Source organism: Aquabacter sp. DMC10, from assembly GCF_056314145.1.
In genome coordinates, this window is the sequence record NZ_JBQUYX010000001.1 from 781,409 (window position 1) to 801,965 (window position 20,557).

Sequence of the window (20,557 nt, forward strand, 5' to 3'; positions counted from 1 at the left end):
TCCGGTTTGCGTGGAAAGGAGAAGGCGAGGGATCGCAAAAGCAGTTGACCGCCGGGCGGGGGGCCTTAAGCGGGAAGCATCCGCAGGCGCGCACCGTCCGGCTGTGCCCTGCGGGACATCTGCGCCAGCTTAGGGCCGGCTCCGTTTATCGACCGATCACAAACACGCGACAGCGTCCGCCTTCCGCCAACCTCGGCCGCTCCGCCTCGCGGCCCCGCCGCTCCCCTCATGAGGATCTTGCCATGACCATTTCCCTGACCCAGGCCGTCGCCGTCATCGATGCCGCCCTCGCGCGCGGCCGCGAGCTCAATCTCGGCCCGCTCACCGTGGTGGTGCTGGACCCCGGCGGCCACCTGGTGGCGCTGAAGCGGGAGGACGGCTCTGGCATCCTGCGGCCCGACATCGCCACCGGAAAGGCCTGGGGCGCGCTGGGCATGGGCCTCGGATCGCGCGAGATGGGCGAGCGGGCCGCCAAGGTGCCCCACTTCGCCAACGCCATCATGGCCGCCAGCGGCGGGCGCGTGGTCCCGGTGCCCGGCGGCGTTCTGATCTGGAAGGACCGGACGCTCATGGGCGCGGTGGGCGTGACCGGCGACACCTCGGACAATGACGAAATCTGCGCCCTGGCCGGCATCGCCGCCATCGGCTGCGTCGGCCAGACCGGCGCCAATCCGCCGGCCTGAGCGGCGCACAGGGGGCGGCGTGCCGCCCCCTTCAGCCCGCGCCGGGCCTAATGGTCGTGGTGGTCGTGGCCGGCATGGTCGTCCAGGTCCGGCAAGGTGAGGCCGAAGGTCTTCACCAGGTCCGCCACCTGCTCAGGCGAGAGATGGCGCGGGTTAAGGCCGCGCAGCAGCAGATAGAGCTTGGCCGTCTCCTCCAGTTCCTCCATGGCGAACACCGCCGCCTCCAACGTGTCGCCCGCCACCACCGGCCCGTGATTGGCCAGCAGCACCGAGGAATAGCGCCCCGCCAGCCCCCGGATGGCGCCCGCGACCGCCGGATCGCCGGGCCGGTAATAGGGCAGCAGCGCCGTGCGGCCGGCGCGCATGAGATAATAGGGGGTGAGCGGCGGCAAGGCGGCCTTGGGGTCGATCTCCGGCAGGAGCGAGAGCGCCACCGCATGGGTGGAATGCAGGTGCACCACCGCCCGCGCGCCGGAGCGGGTGTCATAGAGCGCGGTGTGGAGCGGGATCTCCTTGGTGGGCGCATCGCCTTCCAGGAGGCGGCCATGGGCGTCGAGGCGCGAGAGGCGGGCGGGATCGAGGAAGCCCAGCGAGGCATTGGTGGGCGTCACCAGCCAGCCGCCATCGTCCAGCCGCAGCGAAATATTGCCGGACGAGCCCGGGGTCAGCCCGCGCTCGAACAGCGACCGGGCGAACCGGCAGATTTCCTCCCGCAGCCGCGCCTCGCTCATGCGTGTCTCCCTTATGTGGGCCTCAGGCGGTGGCGCCGGGCACCAGTTCAAATCCCACGTCCACCTTTTGTGCCGGCGCCCCGGCGCCGATGAGGCGGGCGGCGATGGCGCCCACCGCCACGCGGGGGGTGCGCAAGGTGGCGAGCGGCTGCGGGGTCAGCCGCGCCACGTCGAGCCCGTTATAGCCGAACAAAGCGAGCCGCTCCGGCACAGCCAAACCTCTGGAGAGGCAAAGGAAATAGCCGCCCAGCGCCATGTCGTCATTGCAGAAATAGACCGCCTCCAGGCCCCGGGTCCGCGCCAGCAGGCGCTCCAGCCCGTCGCGTCCCAGCTCCACCGAGGAGGGCGCGGGGAAAAGCTCGCGCTCCGGCGGCGGCAGGCCGGCCTCGGCCAGCGCGGCCTCGAAGCCCTTCAGGCGCTTGGCGGCGCGGGTGTCGCGGACCAGGTCGTGGCCCACATAGCCGAACCGCCGATAGCCCCGCGCCAGAAGGTGGCGGGCGCTGGCATGGCCGGCGGCGTGGTTGGAAAAGCCCACCACGATGTCCATGCCCTCGCCGTCTGTGTCGAGCACCTCCACCACCCGCGCGGCGCCGCCCGCCAGCAGAACCCGCGTCTCGTCGGCATGCTCCAGCCCCGCCAGCATGAGGGCGGCGGGGCGCCAGGCTAGCATCCCCGCCACATGGGCAGTTTCCCGATCGGCATCATATTCGCTGACCGCGATCACCGGCTGGAAGCCTTCCTCTTCCAGCGCGCCGCTGGCGCCGCGCAGGAGGTCGGCAAACACCACATTGGCCAGCGAGGGCACCACGATGCCCACCAGCTTCGACCCGGCCGAGGCCAGCGTCCCGGCGATGCGGTTGGGCACATAGCCCAGCTCCCGCACGGCGGCGCGCACCCGGGCGCGGGTCTTTTCCGAGACCGCCCCCTCCCCGCGCAGGACGCGCGAGACGGTGCTCTCACCCACCCCGGCCCGTTCAGCCACATGGGCGAGGGTCACCGCCTCCCGCATCCGGCCCGACGCCTGTTCAGCCACCGCATCCACCTCCGCACCGCACCACTCTTCCATGCCGGAAGGGGGCGTCGCAAGCAAATTGGCAGCGCTGCCAAAAATCCGTTGGCAGCGCTGCCAACGCCTTCTATAGCTGTCCTCCCGACGCTCCGGTGCCGGCGGCCAAGCTGCCAGGCACCTCAAGGATCGCATCGGCAAAAAGGGCGGCGCGCCCCGGCGCAGGCGGCCGCCGGGAGGATTGCGCCCGGAGCCTTTCATGTCCGCCTCGCCCCATCCCGCTTCTCCCGGCGCCCCGCGTGCCGCAGTCATCGGCCTCGGCTCCATGGGCTATGGCATGGCCACCTCGCTCCTGCGAGCCGGCTTTGCCGTCACCGGCTTCGACGTGGCGCCCGAGCCCATGGCGCGGCTTCAGGCGGAGGGCGGCTCCGCCGCCGCAAGCCCCGCCGAGACGGCTGCCGGAGCGGACGTGGTGGTGAGCGTGGTGGTGAACGCCGCCCAGACCGAGGCGGTGCTGTTCGGGCCCGCCGGCGTGGCCGAGGCCATGCCCGAAGGCGCCGTCTTCATCTCCAGCGCCACCATGGACCCGGACGTCGCCCGCCGCCTGTCATCTGCCCTGGAAGCGCGCGGCCGCCTCTATCTGGACGCCCCCATTTCCGGCGGCGCCGCCCGCGCGGCCAAGGGCGAACTGACCGTGCTCGCCTCCGGCCGGCCCGAGGCCTTCGCCAAGGCCCGCCCGGCGCTGGAGGCCATGGCCGCCAAGGTCTATGAGCTGGGGGACGCCGCCGGCACGGGCGCCGCCTTCAAGATGATCAACCAGTTGCTGGCCGGCGTGCACATCGCCGCCGCCTGCGAGGCCATAACCTTCGCCGCCAAGCAGAATCTCGACCTCGCCAAGGTCTATGAGGTCATCACCGCCTCGGCCGGCAATTCCTGGATGTTCGAGAACCGCATCCCCCACGTGCTGGCGGGAGATTACAAGCCCTTGAGCGCGGTCGAAATCTTCGTGAAGGATCTCGGCATCATCCAGGACATGGCGCGCTCGGCCCGCTATCCCGTGCCGCTCGCCGCCGCCGCCTTGCAGATGTATCTGGCCGCCGCCGGCGCCGGCATGGGGCGGGACGATGATTCCTCCCTCGCCCGGCTCTATGCCCAGTTGTCCGGCACCACCCTGCCGACCTCCCAGCCCGAGGAGGCCTGAGCCATGAGCCTGCCGCTCGCCGCCATTGCCGACGACTATACCGGCGCCTCGGACCTCGCCAACACCTTCACCCGCGCGGGCCTGCGCACCGTGCAAACCATCGGCTTGCCCCCCGGCGACCTCGCCTTGCCCGAGGTGGATGCGGTGGTGGTGGCCCTGAAAAGCCGCTCCATTCCCTCCGCCGAAGCGGTCACACAGGCGCGCACCGCCCGGGACTGGCTGGAGGCGCGGGGCGTCGGGCACATCCTGTTCAAGGTCTGCTCCACCTTCGATTCCACCGATGCCGGCAATATCGGCCCCGTCACCGATGCCTTGCGCACCGATGCGGGCGCGCCTCTGGCGCTCGTGACCCCCGCCTTTCCCGAGACCTTGCGCACGGTCTATCAGGGCCATCTCTTCGTGGGCGACCTGCCGCTCGATGAAAGCCCGTTGAAGGACCATCCGCTGAATCCCATGCGGGATTCCGACCTGCGGCGCGTGCTCGCCCGCCAGTCCGCTCATCCGGTGGGCCACTTGCCCCTTTCGGTGGTGGAAGCCGGCGACGGGGCGGTGGCCGAGCGGCTCGCATCCCTCGCCGCCGCCGGCATGGGCGCGGTGATCGCCGATGCGGTGTTCGAGCGGCACCTGGAAACGCTGGGCCGCGCCGCCCTCCGGCACAAGGTCTCCACCGGCGCCTCGGGCCTTGGCCTCGGCTTGGCCCGCGCTTTGGTGTCTTCGGGCGCGGTGGCGCCCCGCGCAGGCGCGGCCCCCTTGTCTCCCGTGGGCGGGCCGGCGGCCATCCTGGCGGGAAGCTGCTCCGCTGCCACGCTGGAGCAATTGCGGGTGGCGGAGCGCACCATGCCCGTCCTGCGGCTCGACGGTGCCCGCCTCGTCACCGATGCGGAAGCGGCCGTTGAAGAGGCCCTCGCCTGGGCCAAGGCGCGGCTCGCGGCCGGCCCGGTGGTGATCGCCGCCAGCGACACGCCGGAAGGGGTGCGCGCGCTCCAGGCCCGGTTCGGGCGGGAGACCGCCGGCCATGCCATCGAGCAGGCCAGCGCCACCCTGGCCGAACGCCTGGTGGCGTCCGGCATCCATCGCCTCATCGTGGCGGGGGGCGAGACCTCCGGCGCGGTGGTGGATCGCCTGATGATCCCCGCTTTCCAGGTGGGCCCGGAAATTGCCGCCGGCGTGCCCGTGCTGGCCGCCCTCGGCACCCCCAAGCCCCTGCGCCTCGCTCTGAAGTCCGGCAATTTCGGCGGCCCGGACTTCTTCGCGCGGGCGCTGGTGCAGGTGCGGTGAGGGGGCTCGGGAGGGATAAGTCGCGGCGCGTGTCCTGGAATGGGCCGCGAGCCGTTTGTCACGTCTCTCCCGTCACTTGCGCCATCACGCAAGGCCCGATGCACCCTCTTCAGCTGTCATGGCCGGGCTTGTCCCGGCCATCCACAGAGAATGACCGGGCGCGCCCTTTCCGGCGTCGCACGAGCGGATGGCCGTGGATGCCCGGGACGAGCCCGGGCATGACCGAGCAAGGTGTATGGGTCCGCCGCTGGTCAGTCCGGTAGCGCTCCCCCCTCACCCCGCCGGATACAGCAGCCGCGCCATGTCCTGCCCCGTCGCACGCAGGCGTTCCGCGTCGCCGTGGACGCGCTCCATCACGGCGAGGCCGCGCGTGAAGGTCACGATGAGGCGCGCCGCCTCTGGCGGCGGCAGGGCGAGGCCGGCGCGGGCGGCGGGCCGCTCCAGGGCGGTGCCGATCGCGGTCTCAAGGCGGGAGAGAAGTGCCCGCACGCGCGCGGCGACCTTGGGGCTCGCCAGATCCCCCTCGGCGGCCAGCCGGGTGGTGAGGCAGCCGCGCGCAGCGTCGTTGAAGGTCATGTTGGCGATCAGCGTCTCGAACAGGCGCTCCAGGCCGGCGGCGCCCGGCGCACCGGCCAACGCCTCCGCCACCGCGCCGATGATGCGCGCCTCATAGGCCTCGAAGGCGCGCAGGAACAGGGCTTCCTTGTCGCCATAGGCGTTGTAGAGGCTGCCCCGCTGCACGCCGGTGGCCTCGGCGAGGTCGCACATGGAGGTGGCCTCGAAGCCCTTGCGGCGGAACACCGCCTCGGCCCGCGCCAGCACCTCGTCCTCCTCGAACCGCCGCACACCCGCCATCGTCGCCCCTCGCGCGCCCGCCTTTTCGGCTGGCAGTTCATTCTTGACACAAGCGTCAAACTTGACACTCATGTCAAGCATGCCACGGGGCAAGGGACCTTCCAAGAGGGCGACATTCCGCCTCCCGAAGGCCCGATGCCCGCTCTGGGAGGACGGCATGATCGAACTGCTCTACTGGACCACGCCCAACGGCCATAAGATCGTCATCGCGCTGGAAGAATTGGGGCTCGACTACAAGATCACCCCGGTCAACATCTCTACCGGCGACCAGTTCAAGCCGGACTTCCTGGCGGTGAGCCCCAACAACCGCATCCCCGCCATCATCGACCATGCGCCGCAAGATGGGGCAGGCCCCCTTTCGGTGTTCGAATCCGGCGCCATCCTGGAATATCTCGCCGACAAGACGGGCAAGCTCCTGCCCAAGGCGCCCCGCGCCCGCTTCCAGACGCTGGAATGGCTCTATTGGCAGATGGCCGGCCTTGGCCCCATGGCCGGCCAGGCCCATCACTTCCTGCATTATGCCCCCGAGCACGTGCCCTATGCCGCCCAGCGCTATGTGAAGGAAGCCAACCGCCTGTACGGGGTGCTCGACCGCCGGCTGGCGGTGGCGGACTATATGGGCGGCGACTTTTCCATCGCCGACATCGCCGCCTATCCCTGGGTGCGCTCCCATGCCCGGCACGGGCAGAACCTGGACGATTTCCCCAACGTGAAGCGCTGGTTCGAGGCCATTTCCGCCCGCCCCTCGGTGGTCAAGACCTATGAAATCGCCGGCTCCATCAATACCGTGCCCACCGTGAGCGAGGCCTCCCGCAGCCTCCTCTTCAACCAGACCGCCCAGCTCCCGGCCGGAGGCCCCGCATGACTGCTGCCGCTCCCCTGACCCTTTATGAACTGGCCGGCGCCGACCCGCGCCTGCGCTTCAGCCCCCATTGCTGGAAGGTGCGCCTGGCGCTCGCCCATAAGGGGCTGGACGTGGACGGCGTGCCGTGGCGATTCACGCAGAAGGAGGAGATCGCCTTCTCCGGCCAGGGCGCCGTGCCGGTGCTGGTGGACCAGGGCGAGGCGATCAGCGATTCCTTCCGCATCGCCTGCCATCTGGAAGACCGCTATCCCGACCGCCCCTCCTTGTTCGGCGGCGCGATGGGGCGCAGCCTTGCCCGCTTCGTCAACAGCTGGGCCGATACCGGCCCCATGGCCACCATCGCCCCGGCCCTGATGCTGACCATCTACCGCCGCATCGCGCAGGAGGACCGCGACTATTTCCGCACCTCCCGCGAGAAGCGGTTCGGCAAGGCCCTGGAAGAGGTGCCCGGCGACCTGGAGGCGCGCATCGCCGCCTTCCGCCAGACGCTCACGCCCCTGCGCGCCATGCTCCAGCACCAGCCCTTCGTGTGCGGCGACACCCATGCCTATGGCGACTATGCCGCCTTCGGCGTCTTCATGTGGATCCGCTGCGTCTCCGATTTGGAGGTGCTGGAGGAGGCCGATCCCATCCAGGCCTGGCGCGAGCGGATGCTGGACGCTTTCGATGGCCTCGCCCGCCGGGCGCCCACCCCGAAGGACTGCGGGCTGGCCGCCTGACCTGCTACCCGCCGGGGCGCCCTGCCCCGGCGGACCGGCTGGCGGGGGGAAGAGGTTGGGGATCAGGGTTTGAAATCGGTGTCCGATGCCGCCAAGGTGGCCGAAGCGAGGCTGCCGAGGAATAGCGCACGTGTCATCGGACCTGGAAACCTTGAACCCCCTTCTTCCGCGGCATTTCCGGGACGTTCTCGGCGCCTTCGCCACCGGCGTCGTGGTGGTCACCACCCTCGGCGCCGGCGGCCGGCCGGTGGGGCTGACCATCAATTCCTTCAACTCGGTCTCCCTGGACCCGCCCCTCATCTTGTGGAGCCTCGCCCTGAAGGCCCCGAGCCTCGCCGCGTTCCGAGCCAGCAACGTCTTCACAATCAATATCTTAGCCGAGCACCAGGAAGGCCTCGGCCGCCGCTTCGCCACCCCGTCCGAAGACAAGTTCGCCGGCGTCGACCATGCCCCCGGCCTCAATGGCGCGCCCGTCCTGGCCGACACGGCGGCCCATATGGAATGTCGCGTCTATGCCCGTTATGCCGGCGGCGACCACGAGATCTATGTGGGCGAAGTCACCGCCCTACAAGATCGTGGGCATGCCCCGCTGGTTTATCACCGCGGCGGCTTTCGCCGCCTGCACGAGAGCTGACCGCCCCTCAGGCCGCCCGCTGCCCCTGAGCCGTCACCTCCGGCGGCAGGGGAAGCGGCGCATTGGCGCTGTCCAGGAACTCCACCGTGGTGAAAACGAGGTCGGTCTCCCCCGTGTTTTCCAGGTCGTGGATCATGAAGCCGCCCGCCGGAAAGGTGAAATGCCGTGTATCGCCAGCGGCATAGGTCACTTCTGCCACGCGCCCGTCCGCATAATGGGAGCGCGCCGCGCCACCGGTGACGGCCGTCCAGAAATAGTCGAGCACATGGGTGTGGAAGCCGATGCGCTCACCTGGCTTCAGGGCCAGATGCCACACCCGAACCCGCTCCGTCTGCGACACCAGGCGCGAGCCCACCTGCCCGAGCCCCGCCCGCGCCTGAAACTCCGCCCGCCGCGCGGCATCCCAGCCGCTCGGGGCCTCCGGCCAGGCTTCGATCACATGCTGCCCCATGGCGTTTCTCCCGTATTTTCAAGCGGCTATGCCAGTGGAGACGGCGGTCTCCGCCATCACGCATTCCGGCTGACGATGGTGCTCTGCGGCCGCGCGTTCCTCGGCACTCAGGGGCTCGGTCTGCATGTAGGCGCCAAGCCGCCGCGCCCGCCGCACCACCGCCGCGCCGAACGCCACGCGCCGCTGTGAGAAGTCCTTGAGGGCGCTGGACATGTCGGCATCATGCCGCTCCAGCGCCGCCACCAGCTCTGCCGCATCGCTGGCCGCCTTGGTCACGCCCATGCCCACATGGGGCCGCGCCACGAAGGCCGCATCGCCCAGAATGACCGTATGGGGACCCAGATCGAGCCTGGGGCTCTCCAGGTCGCGGATGACCTGGATGAAGGGTTGGGCGGTGCGCGCCACCACCTCGGCGAACTGCGGCGAGAGGATCTCATAGGCCGCGCGCCGGGCGGCCTCCACCAGTTCGGGGCGGATGCGGTTGGGGGGAATGGATACGGGGTGGGCGACCCCCTCGCTGTCGGTCAGCAGATCGTGGAGGACGTCGGCAGGCGCGGGGCGATACCACACGAAGTTGAAGCGCCGCTGGCCCCGCTCCATGGATTCATCGGGACCGGCAACGGGATAGCCAAGCATCTGCTCGGTGGCCGGCAAGGTGAAAGCGAAATGATCGCAGAGGTCCGCGCGGGTGGCGGCGCTCAGTTCGCTCTCGCCCACCATGCCGCGCCAGGCGATATAGCCGGCATAGACCGGTTCCACCTTCGGCAGGAACTGGGCGCGAACCGTGGAATAGATGCCGTCGGCCCCCACCAGCAGGTCCCCCTCCGCCGTGGTGCCGTCGGCAAAATGGGCGCGGACACGCTCGGGGCCGTCCTCCACGGCCGCCAGATCGAAGCCGTGGTGGTAGGCCTCGTCCGGCAGCACCGCGCGCAGCAGGGCGTAGAGATGGCCCCAGGAGGTCACGATCTGCTCCAGCGGCAGTTCGTGGGTCAGGCGCCCGTCCCGTGCGAAGACCCGGCGCCCGGCCACGTGCACGCCCACCCGGGCATCGGCCGCATCCACCCCGCAGGCATGCATGAGGTCGAGCAGTTCCGCATGGGTAACGATCCCCGCCCCGCGGGCCGACAGCTCGCTTCCAGTGCGCTCATAGACATCCACCTGCCAGCCGGCCCGGCGCAACAGCAGCGCGGCGAAGAGCCCGGCCATGGAGCCGCCGATGATGAGGGCGCGCCGGGGCGCCGCCTTATTCCCGCCCATGATGTTCTCCCTGGCGGCCGCCCTGCCGATCGGGCGGCATATTGATCGTTTGATCAATCAAAACCCACCCAAGGGCCGCCGTCAAGGCTTATTGATCGGTTGATTACTTATTTGGCGCCAGCTCCGCGAACACCTCCGGCGCCCCGGCCAGGAATGCGCGCACCCGAAGGGCGATGTCGGCGTCCAAATCCGGCGGGCGCGGCATGCCGTAGATGAACTCCCGCACCCCCAGATAGAAGATGGCGGCGTGAAGCCCCCAGATCAGTTCCACCTCTTCGTCCCGCACCGGCGGCGCCAGCGGCAGGCCGCGCTCGTGGCGGATTTCCCGCGCCACCCGGTCGAAGGCGGCACCGCGCAGGAAGGTCAGGTAACGGGCGTTGAAATCCAAGCCCTTCAGGCCCGCGAACATGAACAGCCGCACCCATTCGTGGGTCAGCAGGAGGCGGGAATAGTCCTGGTAGAAGCGCACCAGCCGGCACTCCAGGGAGAGGCTGCGATCCGCAAGTTGGGCTTCCCATTCCGGCTTCCAGGGCATGAGGAACACCTCCTCATAGACCCGGTCCAGAAGGGCCTCCTTGCTGGGGAAGTAGCGGTAGAGCAGCGATTGGGTGACCCCGGCCTCCGCGGCGAGGTCCCGCGTGGTGCCGTCAAAGCCGTGGCGCGCGAAGAAGGAAATGGCGGCGCGGAGGATGGCAGCCTCCCGCGCCTTGGGATCGAGGCGCCGAGGGCCTGGCGGACGGGGCTGCGGCATGAGGTGCGATACGGTCCTGTTTGTCCCGCCATAGCACAGGCCGCCATCGGCGCGCAGCCTCAGCCCTTGTGGGCATGCTCCGGCTTTCCGGCCCGCTTGGTGGACGCCATCTTCTCCAACTCCGTCTCGTCCATGCTGTCATACATGGACTTGGACGCACCCTTCAGGTCGGACGGCTTCTGGTCGCCGCGCTTGGCGGACAGGGCGGCTCCCGCCGCTTTCTGCTGGGCCTTGGACTTTGCGGGCATGACGGTCTCCCGGCTGGTGGGTCATGCCAAGGGAACGCGGGGCGGCGGGCTTGGTTTCAGCGCGGCGCCCGTGCCGGATATGCATGGACCGAGGGGGAGCAGGGCAACATCGTCATACCATCGACGCACAATATGGTAATAAGCTGGAATTATTACAAACTAGGCATGCCATCATGATCCCTGGCTTCGCTGCCCGCCGCCAATTCTCCGACCTGAGCGAGAAGGAAATTCTCGCCCTCGCCATTTCCTCGGAAGAGGACGATGCCCGCATCTATGCGGACTATGCCGAGGCGGTGCGGGCGGAATATCCGGCCACGGCGCGCGTGCTGGAAGGCATGGCGGAAGAAGAGGGCCGCCATCGGCGCGCCCTGATCGGCGAGTTCGAGCGGCGCTTTGGCAGCCACATTCCCCTCATCCGGCGCGAGCATGTGTCGGGCTATTACGCCCGCCGCCCGGTCTGGCTGGTGAAAAATCTGGGCATCGAGCGCATCCGCAGCGAAATCAGCCGGATGGAAGAAGATGCCGCCAACTTCTACCTGAAGGCCGCGCAGCGGGCCACCGACACCAGCACCCGCGCCCTGCTCGGCGATCTGGCCGGCCAGGAGCAGGGCCACCAGGCCACCGCCGAGGCGCTGGAAGCAGCCAACCGACCGGAAGAGGTGCGCGCCGAGGAGAGCGAGAAGGCCCGCCGCCAGTTCGTTCTCACCTGGGTGCAGCCTGGCCTTGCCGGCCTGATGGACGGCTCGGTCTCAACCCTCGCCCCCATCTTCGCCACCGCCTTCGCCACCCAGAATTCCCAGACCACGCTTCTGGTGGGCCTTGCCGCCGCCGTGGGCGCGGGCATCTCCATGGGCTTCACGGAAGCCGCGCATGACGACGGTGTCATCTCCGGCCGCGGCTCGCCCCTCAAGCGCGGGCTGGCCTCCGGCATCATGACCGCCGTCGGCGGCCTCGGCCATGCGCTGCCCTATCTGATCCCGGAATTCTGGACCGCGACGGCAGTGGCCTGTGTCATCGTGTTCGTGGAATTGTGGGCCATTGCCTGGATCCAGAACCGCTACATGGAAACCCCGTTCCTGCGCGCCGTGGTGCAGGTGGTGGTGGGCGGCGCCCTGGTTCTGGCCGCCGGCATCCTGATCGGCGGAAGTTGACCGCGTCGGTCCTCCTGAACACGGAAGGCCGGTAAGCCCCGCAAGCTCTTGAGCCACATCATGGCCCCGGCCGTCGGTCAACGTCAGGCTGGCCCGAGAGGCACAGGAGGCGGCCATGCGGGCGATGGTGTTGGACAGGGCCAGAGCGCCTCTCACCTTGCGCACCCTGCCGGACCCGGAACCAGGCCCGGGCGATGTGCTCATCAAGGTGGGCGCCTGCGGCGTCTGCCGCACCGACCTTCACGTGGTGGACGGCGAACTGACCGAACCAGCCCTGCCCCTCATTCCCGGCCACGAGATCGTCGGCCGGGTGGTGGCGCTGGGGGAAGGCGTCAGCCACCTGGCGCTTGGCGAGCGGGTGGGGGTCGGCTGGCTGGGCCGCTCCTGCCAATGCTGCCCCTATTGCCGGGCGGACGAGGAAAACCTCTGCGACCACCCACTTTTCACCGGCTATACGCGCAATGGCGGCTTTGCCAGCCTGACCGTGGCCGATGCCCGCTTTGCCTATCCGCTGGGCGAAACCGGAACGGACGCTGAGCTGGCGCCGCTCCTGTGCGCTGGGCTGATCGGCTGGCGCACCCTGGCCATGGCGGGCGAGGGCAAGCGGCTCGGTCTTTATGGCTTCGGCGCCGCCGCCCATATCATCGCCCAGGTGGCGCTCTGGCAGGGACGGGAGATCTATGCCTTCACCCGCCCGGACGACGGGGCGGCCCAGGACTTTGCTCGCCGCATCGGCGCGGTGTGGGCGGGCGGCTCGGACGAGGCGCCGCCGCAGCCGCTGGACGCCGCCCTCCTCTTCGCGCCCGTGGGCGCCCTGGTGCCGGCGGCGCTACGGGCGGTGCGCAAGGGCGGACGCGTGGTATGCGGCGGCATCCATATGAGCGATATTCCCAGCTTTCCCTATCGCTGGCTGTGGGAAGAACGAAAGATCCTCTCGGTGGCCAACCTCACCCGCAAGGATGCCCACGACTTCCTGGCCATCGCCCCGCAGGTGGGCATCAAGACCGAGGTGACGCCCTATCCGCTGGAGGCGGCCAATGCCGCCCTCGACGACCTGCGCGCGGGGCGCCTCCAGGGCGCCGCCGTTCTGGTGCCATAGGGCATTGCCGAGCGAAGCGGGACCGCTTCGCGTGAAGGAAATGGCTCTCAAAACAAAGAGTTAGATCGCTTCAGCGCTTCATGGACATGCTGAAGCGATAAAGGGGGCCTCGCTCAGCGCTGCATCACATAGCTGCCCGGCGCCGCCATGAGGGGCGGATAGCCCGCCTCCGGGGCGCCCATGGCCGGCGGTGGCACCTCGGCGGAGGAATGGCCGGACAGGAAGCCCTGCCATGCGGACCACCAGGAGCCCTCCGTGGGCGGGGTGGCGGCAAACCACTCCTCCGGCCCGATGTAAGGGTCGCTCGCCACATGGCGGCGCACCCGATAATGGCGATGGGGATGGCCGGGCTCGCTGACGATGCCAGCATTGTGCCCGCCGCTCGCCAGAACGAAGGTCACGTCCGTGTCGGTGAGGTAATGGAGCTTGTAGACCGAGTGCCAGGGCGCCACATGGTCCCGCTCGGTGCCAACCGCAAAGATGGGCACGCGGATGTTCGGCAGAGCGACGGGATGACCATCCACCAGGTAGCGGCCGGTGGCGAGGTCATTGCGCAGGAAAAGTTCGCGCAGATATTCCGAATGCATGCGGTAGGGCATGCGGGTGGAATCCGCGTTCCAGGCCATGAGGTCGATCATGGGGGCCCGATCGCCCATGAGATAGTCACGCACCATCCGTGACCAGACCAGGTCGTTGGAGCGCAGCATCTGGAACGCGCCAGCCATCTGGTCGGCGGACAGATAGCCCTGGTCCCACATCATGCTTTCCAGGAAATGCAGCTCGCTGTCGTCGATGAAAAGCTGCAATTCGCCCGGCTCCGTGAAATCGGTCTGGGCGGCGAAGAGCGAAATGCTGGCGAGCCGCTCATCCTTCACCCGAGCCATGGCGGCGGCGGCAATGGCAAGCAGCGTACCGCCCAGGCAATAGCCGGTGGCATGGACCTTCGCGCCCGGCACGATGGCGCCGATGGTATCCAACGCGGCCATCACGCCGAGGCGCCGGTAATCATCCAGGGTGAGGTCGCGATCCTCGGCGGTCACATTGCGCCAGGAAATGCAGAAGACCGTGTGGCCCTGGGACACCAGATAGCGCACCAGCGAATTCTGCGGCGACAGGTCAAGGATGTAATACTTCATGATCCAGGCGGGCACGATCAGCACCGGCTCCGCCTTCACCGTGGGGGTGGCGGGGGCATACTGGATCAGTTCGATCAGGTGGTTGCGATAGACCACTTGCCCGGGGGTCACCGCCACCTCCTGGCCAGGCACGAACTTTTCCGTGCCCACGGGCGGCTGGCCGCTGCCGGTGCGCGCCATGTCCTCGAGGAAATTGCGCGCGCCCTGGATGAAATTCTCGCCCTTGGTTTCCTTGGCGCGCCTCAGCACCTCGGGGTTGGTGAAGGGCGTGTTGGAAGGGGAGAACATGTCGAGGGCCTGGCGCGCGATAAAGGACACCACGTCCTGGTGATGCTCGGACACGCCCGGCACTTCCCGGGTGGCGTTGTGCCACCATTGCTGCGTCAGCAGGAAACTCTGCGCCATCAGGCCGTAGGGCCAGCTCTGCCAGGCCGGATCGCGGAATCGGTCATCCCCCGGCAAAGGGGTGATGCAGGGCGGCGTGGCCGGATCGAGACGGGCGCGCATGGCATAGCCCTGGAGACGGGCCACCTTGCGGGCGAGCTTGAACCACAGCTCCATCTGCTTGCCCGGCGCGGCGGCCAGATGCGCCCCCCAATCCATCAGGGACAGGCCCAGCGACACGGGCGAGAGCCCCCCGGTGCCCCGCGCCGCCAGCGCCTGCACCATGCGGTCGAAGGCGCGGAAGCCCTCCTCGCCCAGCGGTGGCTCGAAGCCGGGCGCGGATTCCGGGAGGGCGGGAGGCGCAGTGCGCACGGGTACGGACATGGATCCATCCTGCGGGTGACCATCGGGGACGAGGCCAAGGTCCACACGCAGGAAGGCGCAAATGCGGTCTTCCCGGCGCGGCGTGCCCTCGCGCCGATCAGCCCGCCCCAGTCAGCGGAGCGGGAGGATCGGATGGCGTTCTAAGTGCCAGCAGGAGATGGCGTTCACCTTGCCCCATATCAAGAAGGCGGCCGGCAGGCGGGACGTGGGCGGACGCAAAAGAGAAAGAGGCTCCAGGCTTTGCGCGGAATAATCCACCTGGAGCCTCGTCCCGCGCCGTTCCCCCGAAGGCGCGGGAAGGGGAGCGGGACGATCAGATGATGAGGTCCACCTGCGCAGGATCGAGATGGCCGATGCCGACGAAGCCGAACGACACCGCGCCGCCGGTTCCGATCGCGCCGTTCCAGTCCGCGTTGCCGATCACATAACCCGAGGAATCGTGGGAGATGATCGTGGCATTCCAGATGTTCTCAATTTGGTAGGGCATGTCCACATGGACCTGCCATCCCTTCACCGCCGCCCCCTCATTGTCGATCACGATGGTGGCGTTGAAGCCGTTGCTCCAGCTGTCCACCACCTTCAGCGCGGCATCCAGGCTGTCGGAAGGGGTGGGGTCGGTGGGCGCGGGGGTGGTGGGCTGGGTCGGGGTCGGCGCCGCCGCGTCATTGTCGACGATGGTGGCGGTGCCCTTGGCGACACCCAGGATCGCGCCATGGGCATCGGTGAGCAGGACGGTGAAGGTCTCGTCGCCCTCCGCCTTCAGGTCGGAAACGATGGGGATGGAAATGATCTTGGTCTGCTCGCCAACGGCGAACTGGAGGGTGCCGGACTTGGCCACGAAATCCGTGTCGGAGGCGGACCCCGGCATGGTGTGATAGTCGACGCTCACCGCCTGGCTCGCCGGTTCCGAAAGGCTCACCTCGAACTGGGCGAAGACCGTGGGTCCCTCATCGCTGCCGTCGGGCACGTCGGTATGGAAGTCGAATTGGATGGGCTTCAGATAAGCGAGCTTGGCGGTGTTCACCGAGGTCCAGTCGCTGTTGAGGATGCCGCCGGTGTCGCCGGAATTGGGGTTCCAGGACCAGAAGGTCCAGCCCGGCCCGGTCGTGCCGGGCGCCAGATCTGAGACGCCGTCATTGTTGAAGTCGCCGGACAGATAGGCGGTGATCGCCTTCAGCCAGGGCGTATCCTTGGGATCGGTCAGGCTGGTGCCGAACTCGCCGATGTAAACGGGGGCGATCCCCTCCTTGTAGATATAGCCCCACATCTGGTCGAACTTCTCCGGCAGATGGTCGGCAAAGTCGGACGCCTTGAACCAGGGCTGGGCATAGACCGAATTGGGATAATCGTGGGCGGAGTAGACCAGCTTGTTGCTCACATCCAGGTCGATGGGCCGGTCGCGCACCCCCATGAGGTTGCCGCCCCACCAATAGTCGTTGCCCTTGTAACTGCCGACGCCCTCGACAAAGATCAGCCAGTTGGGATTGACCGCGCCGATGGCATTGCCGGCCCGCTCGGCGGCCGCTGCCCAGTCCTTGGCGCCCCCGCCGCCCCAGGTGCCGTTATAGGGCTCATTGTGAAGGTCGGCGCCGATGACGGTGGAGTCATTGGCATAACGGGCGGCCAGCATCTGCCAGTCGGAGATCCAGCCCGCCTCGGTGTATTTGCTGTTGTACCAGAGGCCGTTGTCGGACGTTCCGGCGCCGGAATCCGAGCGGTGATGGTCCAAAATGACCTTCATACCGATCTGGCCGGCATAATCGACGATCTTGTCCATGATCTGCAGGGCGCTGAGGCCCTTCAAATCGGGGTTCTTGTAGAAGTCGATGCCGTTGGGCGCCGCCGAACTGTGCAGCATTTCGGAGGAGAACGGCAGGCGGATGGTGTTGAACCCCAGATCCACCATCTGGTCCATCATCTCCTTGTAGCTGCGGGTCCAGATGCCGTGGGGCGCGAGGTTGGAGCTCTCGAAGCCGAACCAGTTCACCCCGGCGATCTGCACCGAATGGCCCTGCGCATCCACGATCTGGTTGCCGGACGTGCTGAACCAGCCGGAGGCGGCCGCGCCCTTACCCGGATCGCCTTCGGTCACCCGCGTGTCGGAGATGTTGAGCGTCGGCGTCGTGGGCGTCGCCACGTCGTCATTGGTGATGGTGCCGGTGGCGGTGGCCTGGGCGAGGGTGGCGCCCTTGGCGCCGGACAGCGTGACCTTGAAGCTCTCGTCCGGCTCCACCGTCCCGTCGCCGATGGCCGCCACCTGGATGACCTTCTGCGTCTCCCCCGCCGCGAAGGTGAGCGTGCCGGTTTGCGCCACATAGTCCTTGCCTGCGAGGGCGGTGCCATCGGCGGTTGCAAAGGTCACGGTCACGGCGCTGGACGCCGCTTGGGACAGGCTGACCACGAAGGTGCCATGGCCCGGGCTCGCAGCGCTGCCCTCGGCAAAGCTTGCACCGGCAATGGAAAGCGTGGGCAAGGGCGCCACGTCGTCATTGAGGATGGTGCCGGTGGCCACGCCGTCGGCCAGGGTGGCGCCGGAGGGCTTGGAGAGGGTGAGCGTCAGGGTCTCGTCCCCCTCCACCACCGTATCCCCGGACACCAGGACCTTGATGACCTTGGAGGTCTCTCCGGCCGCGAAGGTCAAGGTGCCGGTCTGCGCGGCATAATCGGAGCCGGCGCGGGCGGTGCCGTCGGCGGTGGCATAGGCCACCGTCACCGGGGCGGTCGCCGCCGCCGAGAGGGAAACGGTGAAGGCCAGCTCCTTGGTGCCCGACTGTCCCTCGCTCACCGAGGCATCGGCGATGGTGAGCGCGGGGAGCACGGGCACCGGATCGCCGCCCACCGCGGCCCCATTCAGGAGAAAGCCTGAAGCCTGGTGCCCCGCGCTGCCGGAACTGGCCTGAAAGCCGAAGGCCGCCTGCTTGCCCGCGCCCAGCGTCCCGTTCCACGCGGCATTCTGGATCACATAATGATTGCCCACATGGCTGACGATCACCGCATTCCAGATGTTGGTGATGGTGAAGGCGGCATCGAACTCCACCGTCCACCCCTTCAGCGCGGTGCTGCCGGCCTCCACCTTGATGTCGGCCACGAAACCGGCACCCCAATCATCGCGCACCACATAGGCCACGTCGCCCGCGGGCACCGGCGCCCCGTCGTCATTCACGATGGTGCCGGTGGCGACGCCGTCTGCAAGCGTGGCCCCGGAAGGCGCGGACAAGGTGACCGTGAAGGTCTCGTTCGCCTCCACCTTGGCATCGCCGATGGCGGCCACCGTGATGGTCTTCTGGGTCTCGCCCGGCGCGAAGGTCAGCGTCCCCGTCTTCGCCGTATAGTCGCTGCCAGCGGTGGCGGTGCCATCGGAGGTGGCGTACTTCACCGTCACCGGCGTCGTGGACGCGGCGGAGAGGGTCACCACGAAGCTGCCCTTGCCGGGCGCCGCCGCCGAGCCCTCGGCAAAGGAGGCATCGGCAATGGACAAGGTGGGCAGAACCGGCGCCACGTCGTCATTCACGATGGTGCCGGTGGCGACACCGTCCGCCAGGGTGGCCCCGGAAGGCGCGGACAAGGTGACCGTGAAGGTCTCGTTTGCCTCCACCTTGGCATCGCCGATGGCGGCCACCGTGATGGTCTTCTGGGTCTCGCCCGGCGCGAAGGTCAGCGTCCCCGTCTTCGCCGTATAGTCGCTGCCAGCCGTGGCGGTGCCATCGGAGGTGGCGTACTTCACCGTCACGGGCGTCGTGGACGCGGCGGAAAGGGTCACCACGAAGCTGCCCTTGCCGGGCGCCGCCGCCGAGCCCTCGGCAAAGGAGGCATCGGCAATGGACAAGGTGGGCAGAACCGGCGCCACGTCGTCATTCACGATGGTGCCGATGGCGACGCCATCTGCAAGTGTAGCCCCGGAGGGTGCGGACAAGGTGACCGTGAAGGTCTCGTTTGCCTCCACGGTGGTGTCGCCGAGAATGTCCACATGCACCATCTGGGAGGTCACGCCCGGCGGGAAGGTCACGGTGCCCGTCACCGCCTTATAGTCCGAGCCGGCCTTGGCGGTGCCGTCGGCGGTTGCATATTGCACCGTCACCGTCTCGCTGGAGGCCTTGTCCAGCGTCACTGTGAACATGAAGTGCATATGCTCGCCATTGCCCTCGCTCACGGCGAGGTCGGCAATGGAGATCTTGGGCGGCGTGGTGGGGGCGGTATCCACATCGTCATTGCGGATGGTGCCGATGGCGGTGCCGTCCTTCAGCGTCGCGCCGACCGGGGCGGACAATTGCAGGGTCACCGTCTCGTCCACCTCCACCTGCGCATCGCCGCGCACGCTCACCTGAACGGTCTTGGTGGTCTCGCCGGGGGCGAAGGTGAGGCTGCCCACGGCCGACACATAGTCCGTGCCGGCGGTCGCCGTGCCGTTCAGAGTGGAATAGCTCACAGAGACCGGGGTCGCGGCGGCGGCGGACAGATGCACGGTGAAGGTCAGGAGCGTGGTGCCCGACTGGCCCTCGGCCACGCTGGCATCGTCCACCGAGAGGGTGGGCAAGGTGGCCGGAGGCGTGGCGGCATCCAGCAGGCCCTGCCATTCCTTGCGGGCCGAAGCGTCCAGGGTGACGATATTGCTGAGGTCGAGCGCGTAGAGGGTGACGCCGGGCAAGGTGTAGGTCTGCTTGTTGCCCTCAATGGTGATGATGACGGAACCGTTTGCCTCGGTGACCGAGAACTCACTGGCCTTGAACCAGCCGAAGTCCAGCTTGTCGGTGGCGGGATGGAAATCGAGCGTGGTGTTGGTGCCGTAGTGCCACGCGATGGCATAGGTGGTTCCCGCCTGCCCGCTCGGCGGCGCGCCGTGCCCGGCTTCCGTCGGCCAGGCCTCGGTGCCGGCAATGGGAATATCACGCGCCAGCACCTGCGAGGCAGGCACGGTGCCGGTGAAGCCCAGTTGCTGGGCCACCCGGTCCTCATAGACCTGGGCGGAATGGAACAGGAAATTCTGGATGGTGAGGTCGGACACCTTCACGCCCAGCAGAATCAGCGCCTGACCTGTGCCCGAATTGGAGATCACCACGCCTTCGGCGCTGTCGGTCATATAGATCTGCTCGCGGGTCCCGAAATACCGGAAGTCCACGATGTCCTGTGCGGGATCGAAGCTCACCCGGTCCACCTGGCCGATCTCATGGGAGCGGGCATAAACGGTGTGGGGCGCCTGGACGATGCCGTGTTCCCAGGCGAGCGCGCCGCTCACATCCTGACGCAGATGGTCGTTCTGGATCGGGGTGAAGCTGTCGATGGTCAGCTGGCCCAGCGACACGCCCTGCACGATGGCCACGTCGCCGGACCAGGGATTCATGAAGCCGACGCCCTGCGGGGTATCGACGATGATGAAGTTGTGGACCGAATAATCGCCCAGATCGAGCTTATCCCTGGCCGGGTCGAAGCCGACAATGTCGGGGCCGCCGGGATTGACCGCAAAGACCCGCCCGGTGGACGCCGCCTGGTTGCTCACGCTGGCCATGTGCCTTCTCCGTCAGGGTGTCTTACCTAGGGAAGGGTTCTAGACGCGGGCGTGGCCGCGGGGCACAAGCCCGGCGGTCCCATTCGACCATCCTGGCGAAATACTCGACGGAACCGGCAGACACCGAGCGCAGGATGGCCCACAGCCCTTGCCCGCCACCCGTATTGCTTTATTCCTCTGCGTCGGGCGGACGGCCCCGACGCCACCCGCACCTGGGCCCG

At 68.2% G+C, this 20,557-nt stretch carries 17 protein-coding genes; 8 read left to right on the top strand and 9 right to left on the bottom strand.

Features of this window, described 5'->3' with window-relative positions; all coding sequences use genetic code 11:
* The first annotated feature begins 242 nt into the window (after window positions 1-242).
* A complete protein-coding gene (locus ACT54L_RS03525) occupies window positions 243-683 on the top strand; it encodes a GlcG/HbpS family heme-binding protein (protein WP_476084147.1) in 441 nt (146 codons plus the stop codon).
* Between the two features lie 47 nt (window positions 684-730).
* Here ACT54L_RS03525 and otnC read toward each other — a convergent pair whose 3' ends face one another.
* Together otnC and ACT54L_RS03535 are read right to left on the bottom strand one after the other, a co-directional pair.
* A complete protein-coding gene (gene otnC, locus ACT54L_RS03530) occupies window positions 731-1,414 on the bottom strand; it encodes a 3-oxo-tetronate 4-phosphate decarboxylase (RefSeq protein ID WP_476084148.1) in 684 nt (227 codons plus the stop codon).
* Between the two features lie 22 nt (window positions 1,415-1,436).
* The gene (locus ACT54L_RS03535) at window positions 1,437-2,423 is read right to left on the bottom strand and encodes a LacI family DNA-binding transcriptional regulator (protein ID WP_476084408.1); all 987 of its coding nucleotides are present in this window, start codon (window positions 2,421-2,423) and stop codon (window positions 1,437-1,439) included.
* Between the two features lie 256 nt (window positions 2,424-2,679).
* On the opposite strand from ACT54L_RS03535, the gene ltnD reads away from it, so the two are divergent.
* Together ltnD and otnK are read left to right on the top strand one after the other, a co-directional pair.
* Window positions 2,680-3,621, top strand: a complete 942-nt coding sequence (gene ltnD / locus ACT54L_RS03540) for an L-threonate dehydrogenase (RefSeq protein WP_476084149.1) — start codon at window positions 2,680-2,682, stop codon at window positions 3,619-3,621.
* Between the two features lie 3 nt (window positions 3,622-3,624).
* The gene (otnK, locus tag ACT54L_RS03545) at window positions 3,625-4,899 is read left to right on the top strand and encodes a 3-oxo-tetronate kinase (RefSeq protein ID WP_476084150.1); all 1,275 of its coding nucleotides are present in this window, start codon (window positions 3,625-3,627) and stop codon (window positions 4,897-4,899) included.
* 273 nt (window positions 4,900-5,172) lie between these two features.
* Here otnK and ACT54L_RS03550 read toward each other — a convergent pair whose 3' ends face one another.
* Window positions 5,173-5,754: a TetR/AcrR family transcriptional regulator gene (locus tag ACT54L_RS03550; RefSeq protein ID WP_476084151.1), complete on the bottom strand. Its 582-nt coding sequence runs from the start codon at window positions 5,752-5,754 to the stop codon at window positions 5,173-5,175.
* Between the two features lie 157 nt (window positions 5,755-5,911).
* Here ACT54L_RS03550 and ACT54L_RS03555 point away from each other — a divergent pair, with 157 nt between their 5' ends.
* The 3 genes from ACT54L_RS03555 (at window position 5,912) to ACT54L_RS03565 (ending at window position 7,972) form a co-directional block, all read left to right on the top strand.
* Entirely contained in the window at window positions 5,912-6,619 is a 708-nt protein-coding gene (locus tag ACT54L_RS03555) for a glutathione binding-like protein (RefSeq protein ID WP_476084152.1), read from the top strand.
* Window positions 6,616-7,338: a glutathione S-transferase family protein gene (locus tag ACT54L_RS03560; RefSeq protein WP_476084153.1), complete on the top strand. Its 723-nt coding sequence runs from the start codon at window positions 6,616-6,618 to the stop codon at window positions 7,336-7,338. Before ACT54L_RS03555 ends, ACT54L_RS03560 begins: the two co-directional genes overlap by 4 nt.
* A gap of 151 nt (window positions 7,339-7,489) precedes the next feature.
* Window positions 7,490-7,972, top strand: a complete 483-nt coding sequence (locus ACT54L_RS03565) for a flavin reductase family protein (protein ID WP_476084154.1) — start codon at window positions 7,490-7,492, stop codon at window positions 7,970-7,972.
* Between the two features lie 7 nt (window positions 7,973-7,979).
* Here ACT54L_RS03565 and ACT54L_RS03570 read toward each other — a convergent pair whose 3' ends face one another.
* The 4 genes from ACT54L_RS03570 to ACT54L_RS03585 form a co-directional block, all read right to left on the bottom strand.
* Window positions 7,980-8,423: a cupin domain-containing protein gene (locus tag ACT54L_RS03570; RefSeq protein WP_476084155.1), complete on the bottom strand. Its 444-nt coding sequence runs from the start codon at window positions 8,421-8,423 to the stop codon at window positions 7,980-7,982.
* Between the two features lie 18 nt (window positions 8,424-8,441).
* Window positions 8,442-9,680 carry an FAD binding domain-containing protein gene (locus tag ACT54L_RS03575; protein WP_476084156.1) on the bottom strand — a complete coding sequence of 413 codons (1,239 nt, stop codon included), beginning with the start codon at window positions 9,678-9,680 and terminating at the stop codon, window positions 8,442-8,444.
* Window positions 9,681-9,783: 103 nt separating this feature from the next.
* Complete coding sequence (locus tag ACT54L_RS03580; protein WP_476084157.1) at window positions 9,784-10,431, bottom strand: TetR/AcrR family transcriptional regulator; 648 nt, start codon at window positions 10,429-10,431, stop codon at window positions 9,784-9,786.
* A gap of 59 nt (window positions 10,432-10,490) precedes the next feature.
* Window positions 10,491-10,679 (bottom strand): DUF3008 family protein, encoded by a 189-nt coding sequence (locus ACT54L_RS03585; protein ID WP_476084158.1) that lies wholly within the window; start codon window positions 10,677-10,679, stop codon window positions 10,491-10,493.
* Between the two features lie 173 nt (window positions 10,680-10,852).
* Here ACT54L_RS03585 and mbfA point away from each other — a divergent pair, with 173 nt between their 5' ends.
* Window positions 10,853-11,830, top strand: coding sequence for an iron exporter MbfA (mbfA, locus tag ACT54L_RS03590; protein WP_476084159.1), 978 nt, complete (start codon window positions 10,853-10,855; stop codon window positions 11,828-11,830).
* Window positions 11,831-11,945: 115 nt separating this feature from the next.
* The gene (locus ACT54L_RS03595; protein WP_476084160.1) at window positions 11,946-12,929 is read left to right on the top strand and encodes a zinc-dependent alcohol dehydrogenase family protein; all 984 of its coding nucleotides are present in this window, start codon (window positions 11,946-11,948) and stop codon (window positions 12,927-12,929) included.
* Window positions 12,930-13,042: 113 nt separating this feature from the next.
* Here the strand turns inward: ACT54L_RS03595 and ACT54L_RS03600 are convergent, their stop codons facing one another.
* Window positions 13,043-14,833, bottom strand: a complete 1,791-nt coding sequence (locus ACT54L_RS03600; RefSeq protein ID WP_476084161.1) for a PHA/PHB synthase family protein — start codon at window positions 14,831-14,833, stop codon at window positions 13,043-13,045.
* Window positions 14,834-15,146: 313 nt separating this feature from the next.
* Window positions 15,147-20,336: a Calx-beta domain-containing protein gene (locus ACT54L_RS03605; RefSeq protein ID WP_476084162.1), complete on the bottom strand. Its 5,190-nt coding sequence runs from the start codon at window positions 20,334-20,336 to the stop codon at window positions 15,147-15,149.
* Window positions 20,337-20,557: the final 221 nt, after the last annotated feature.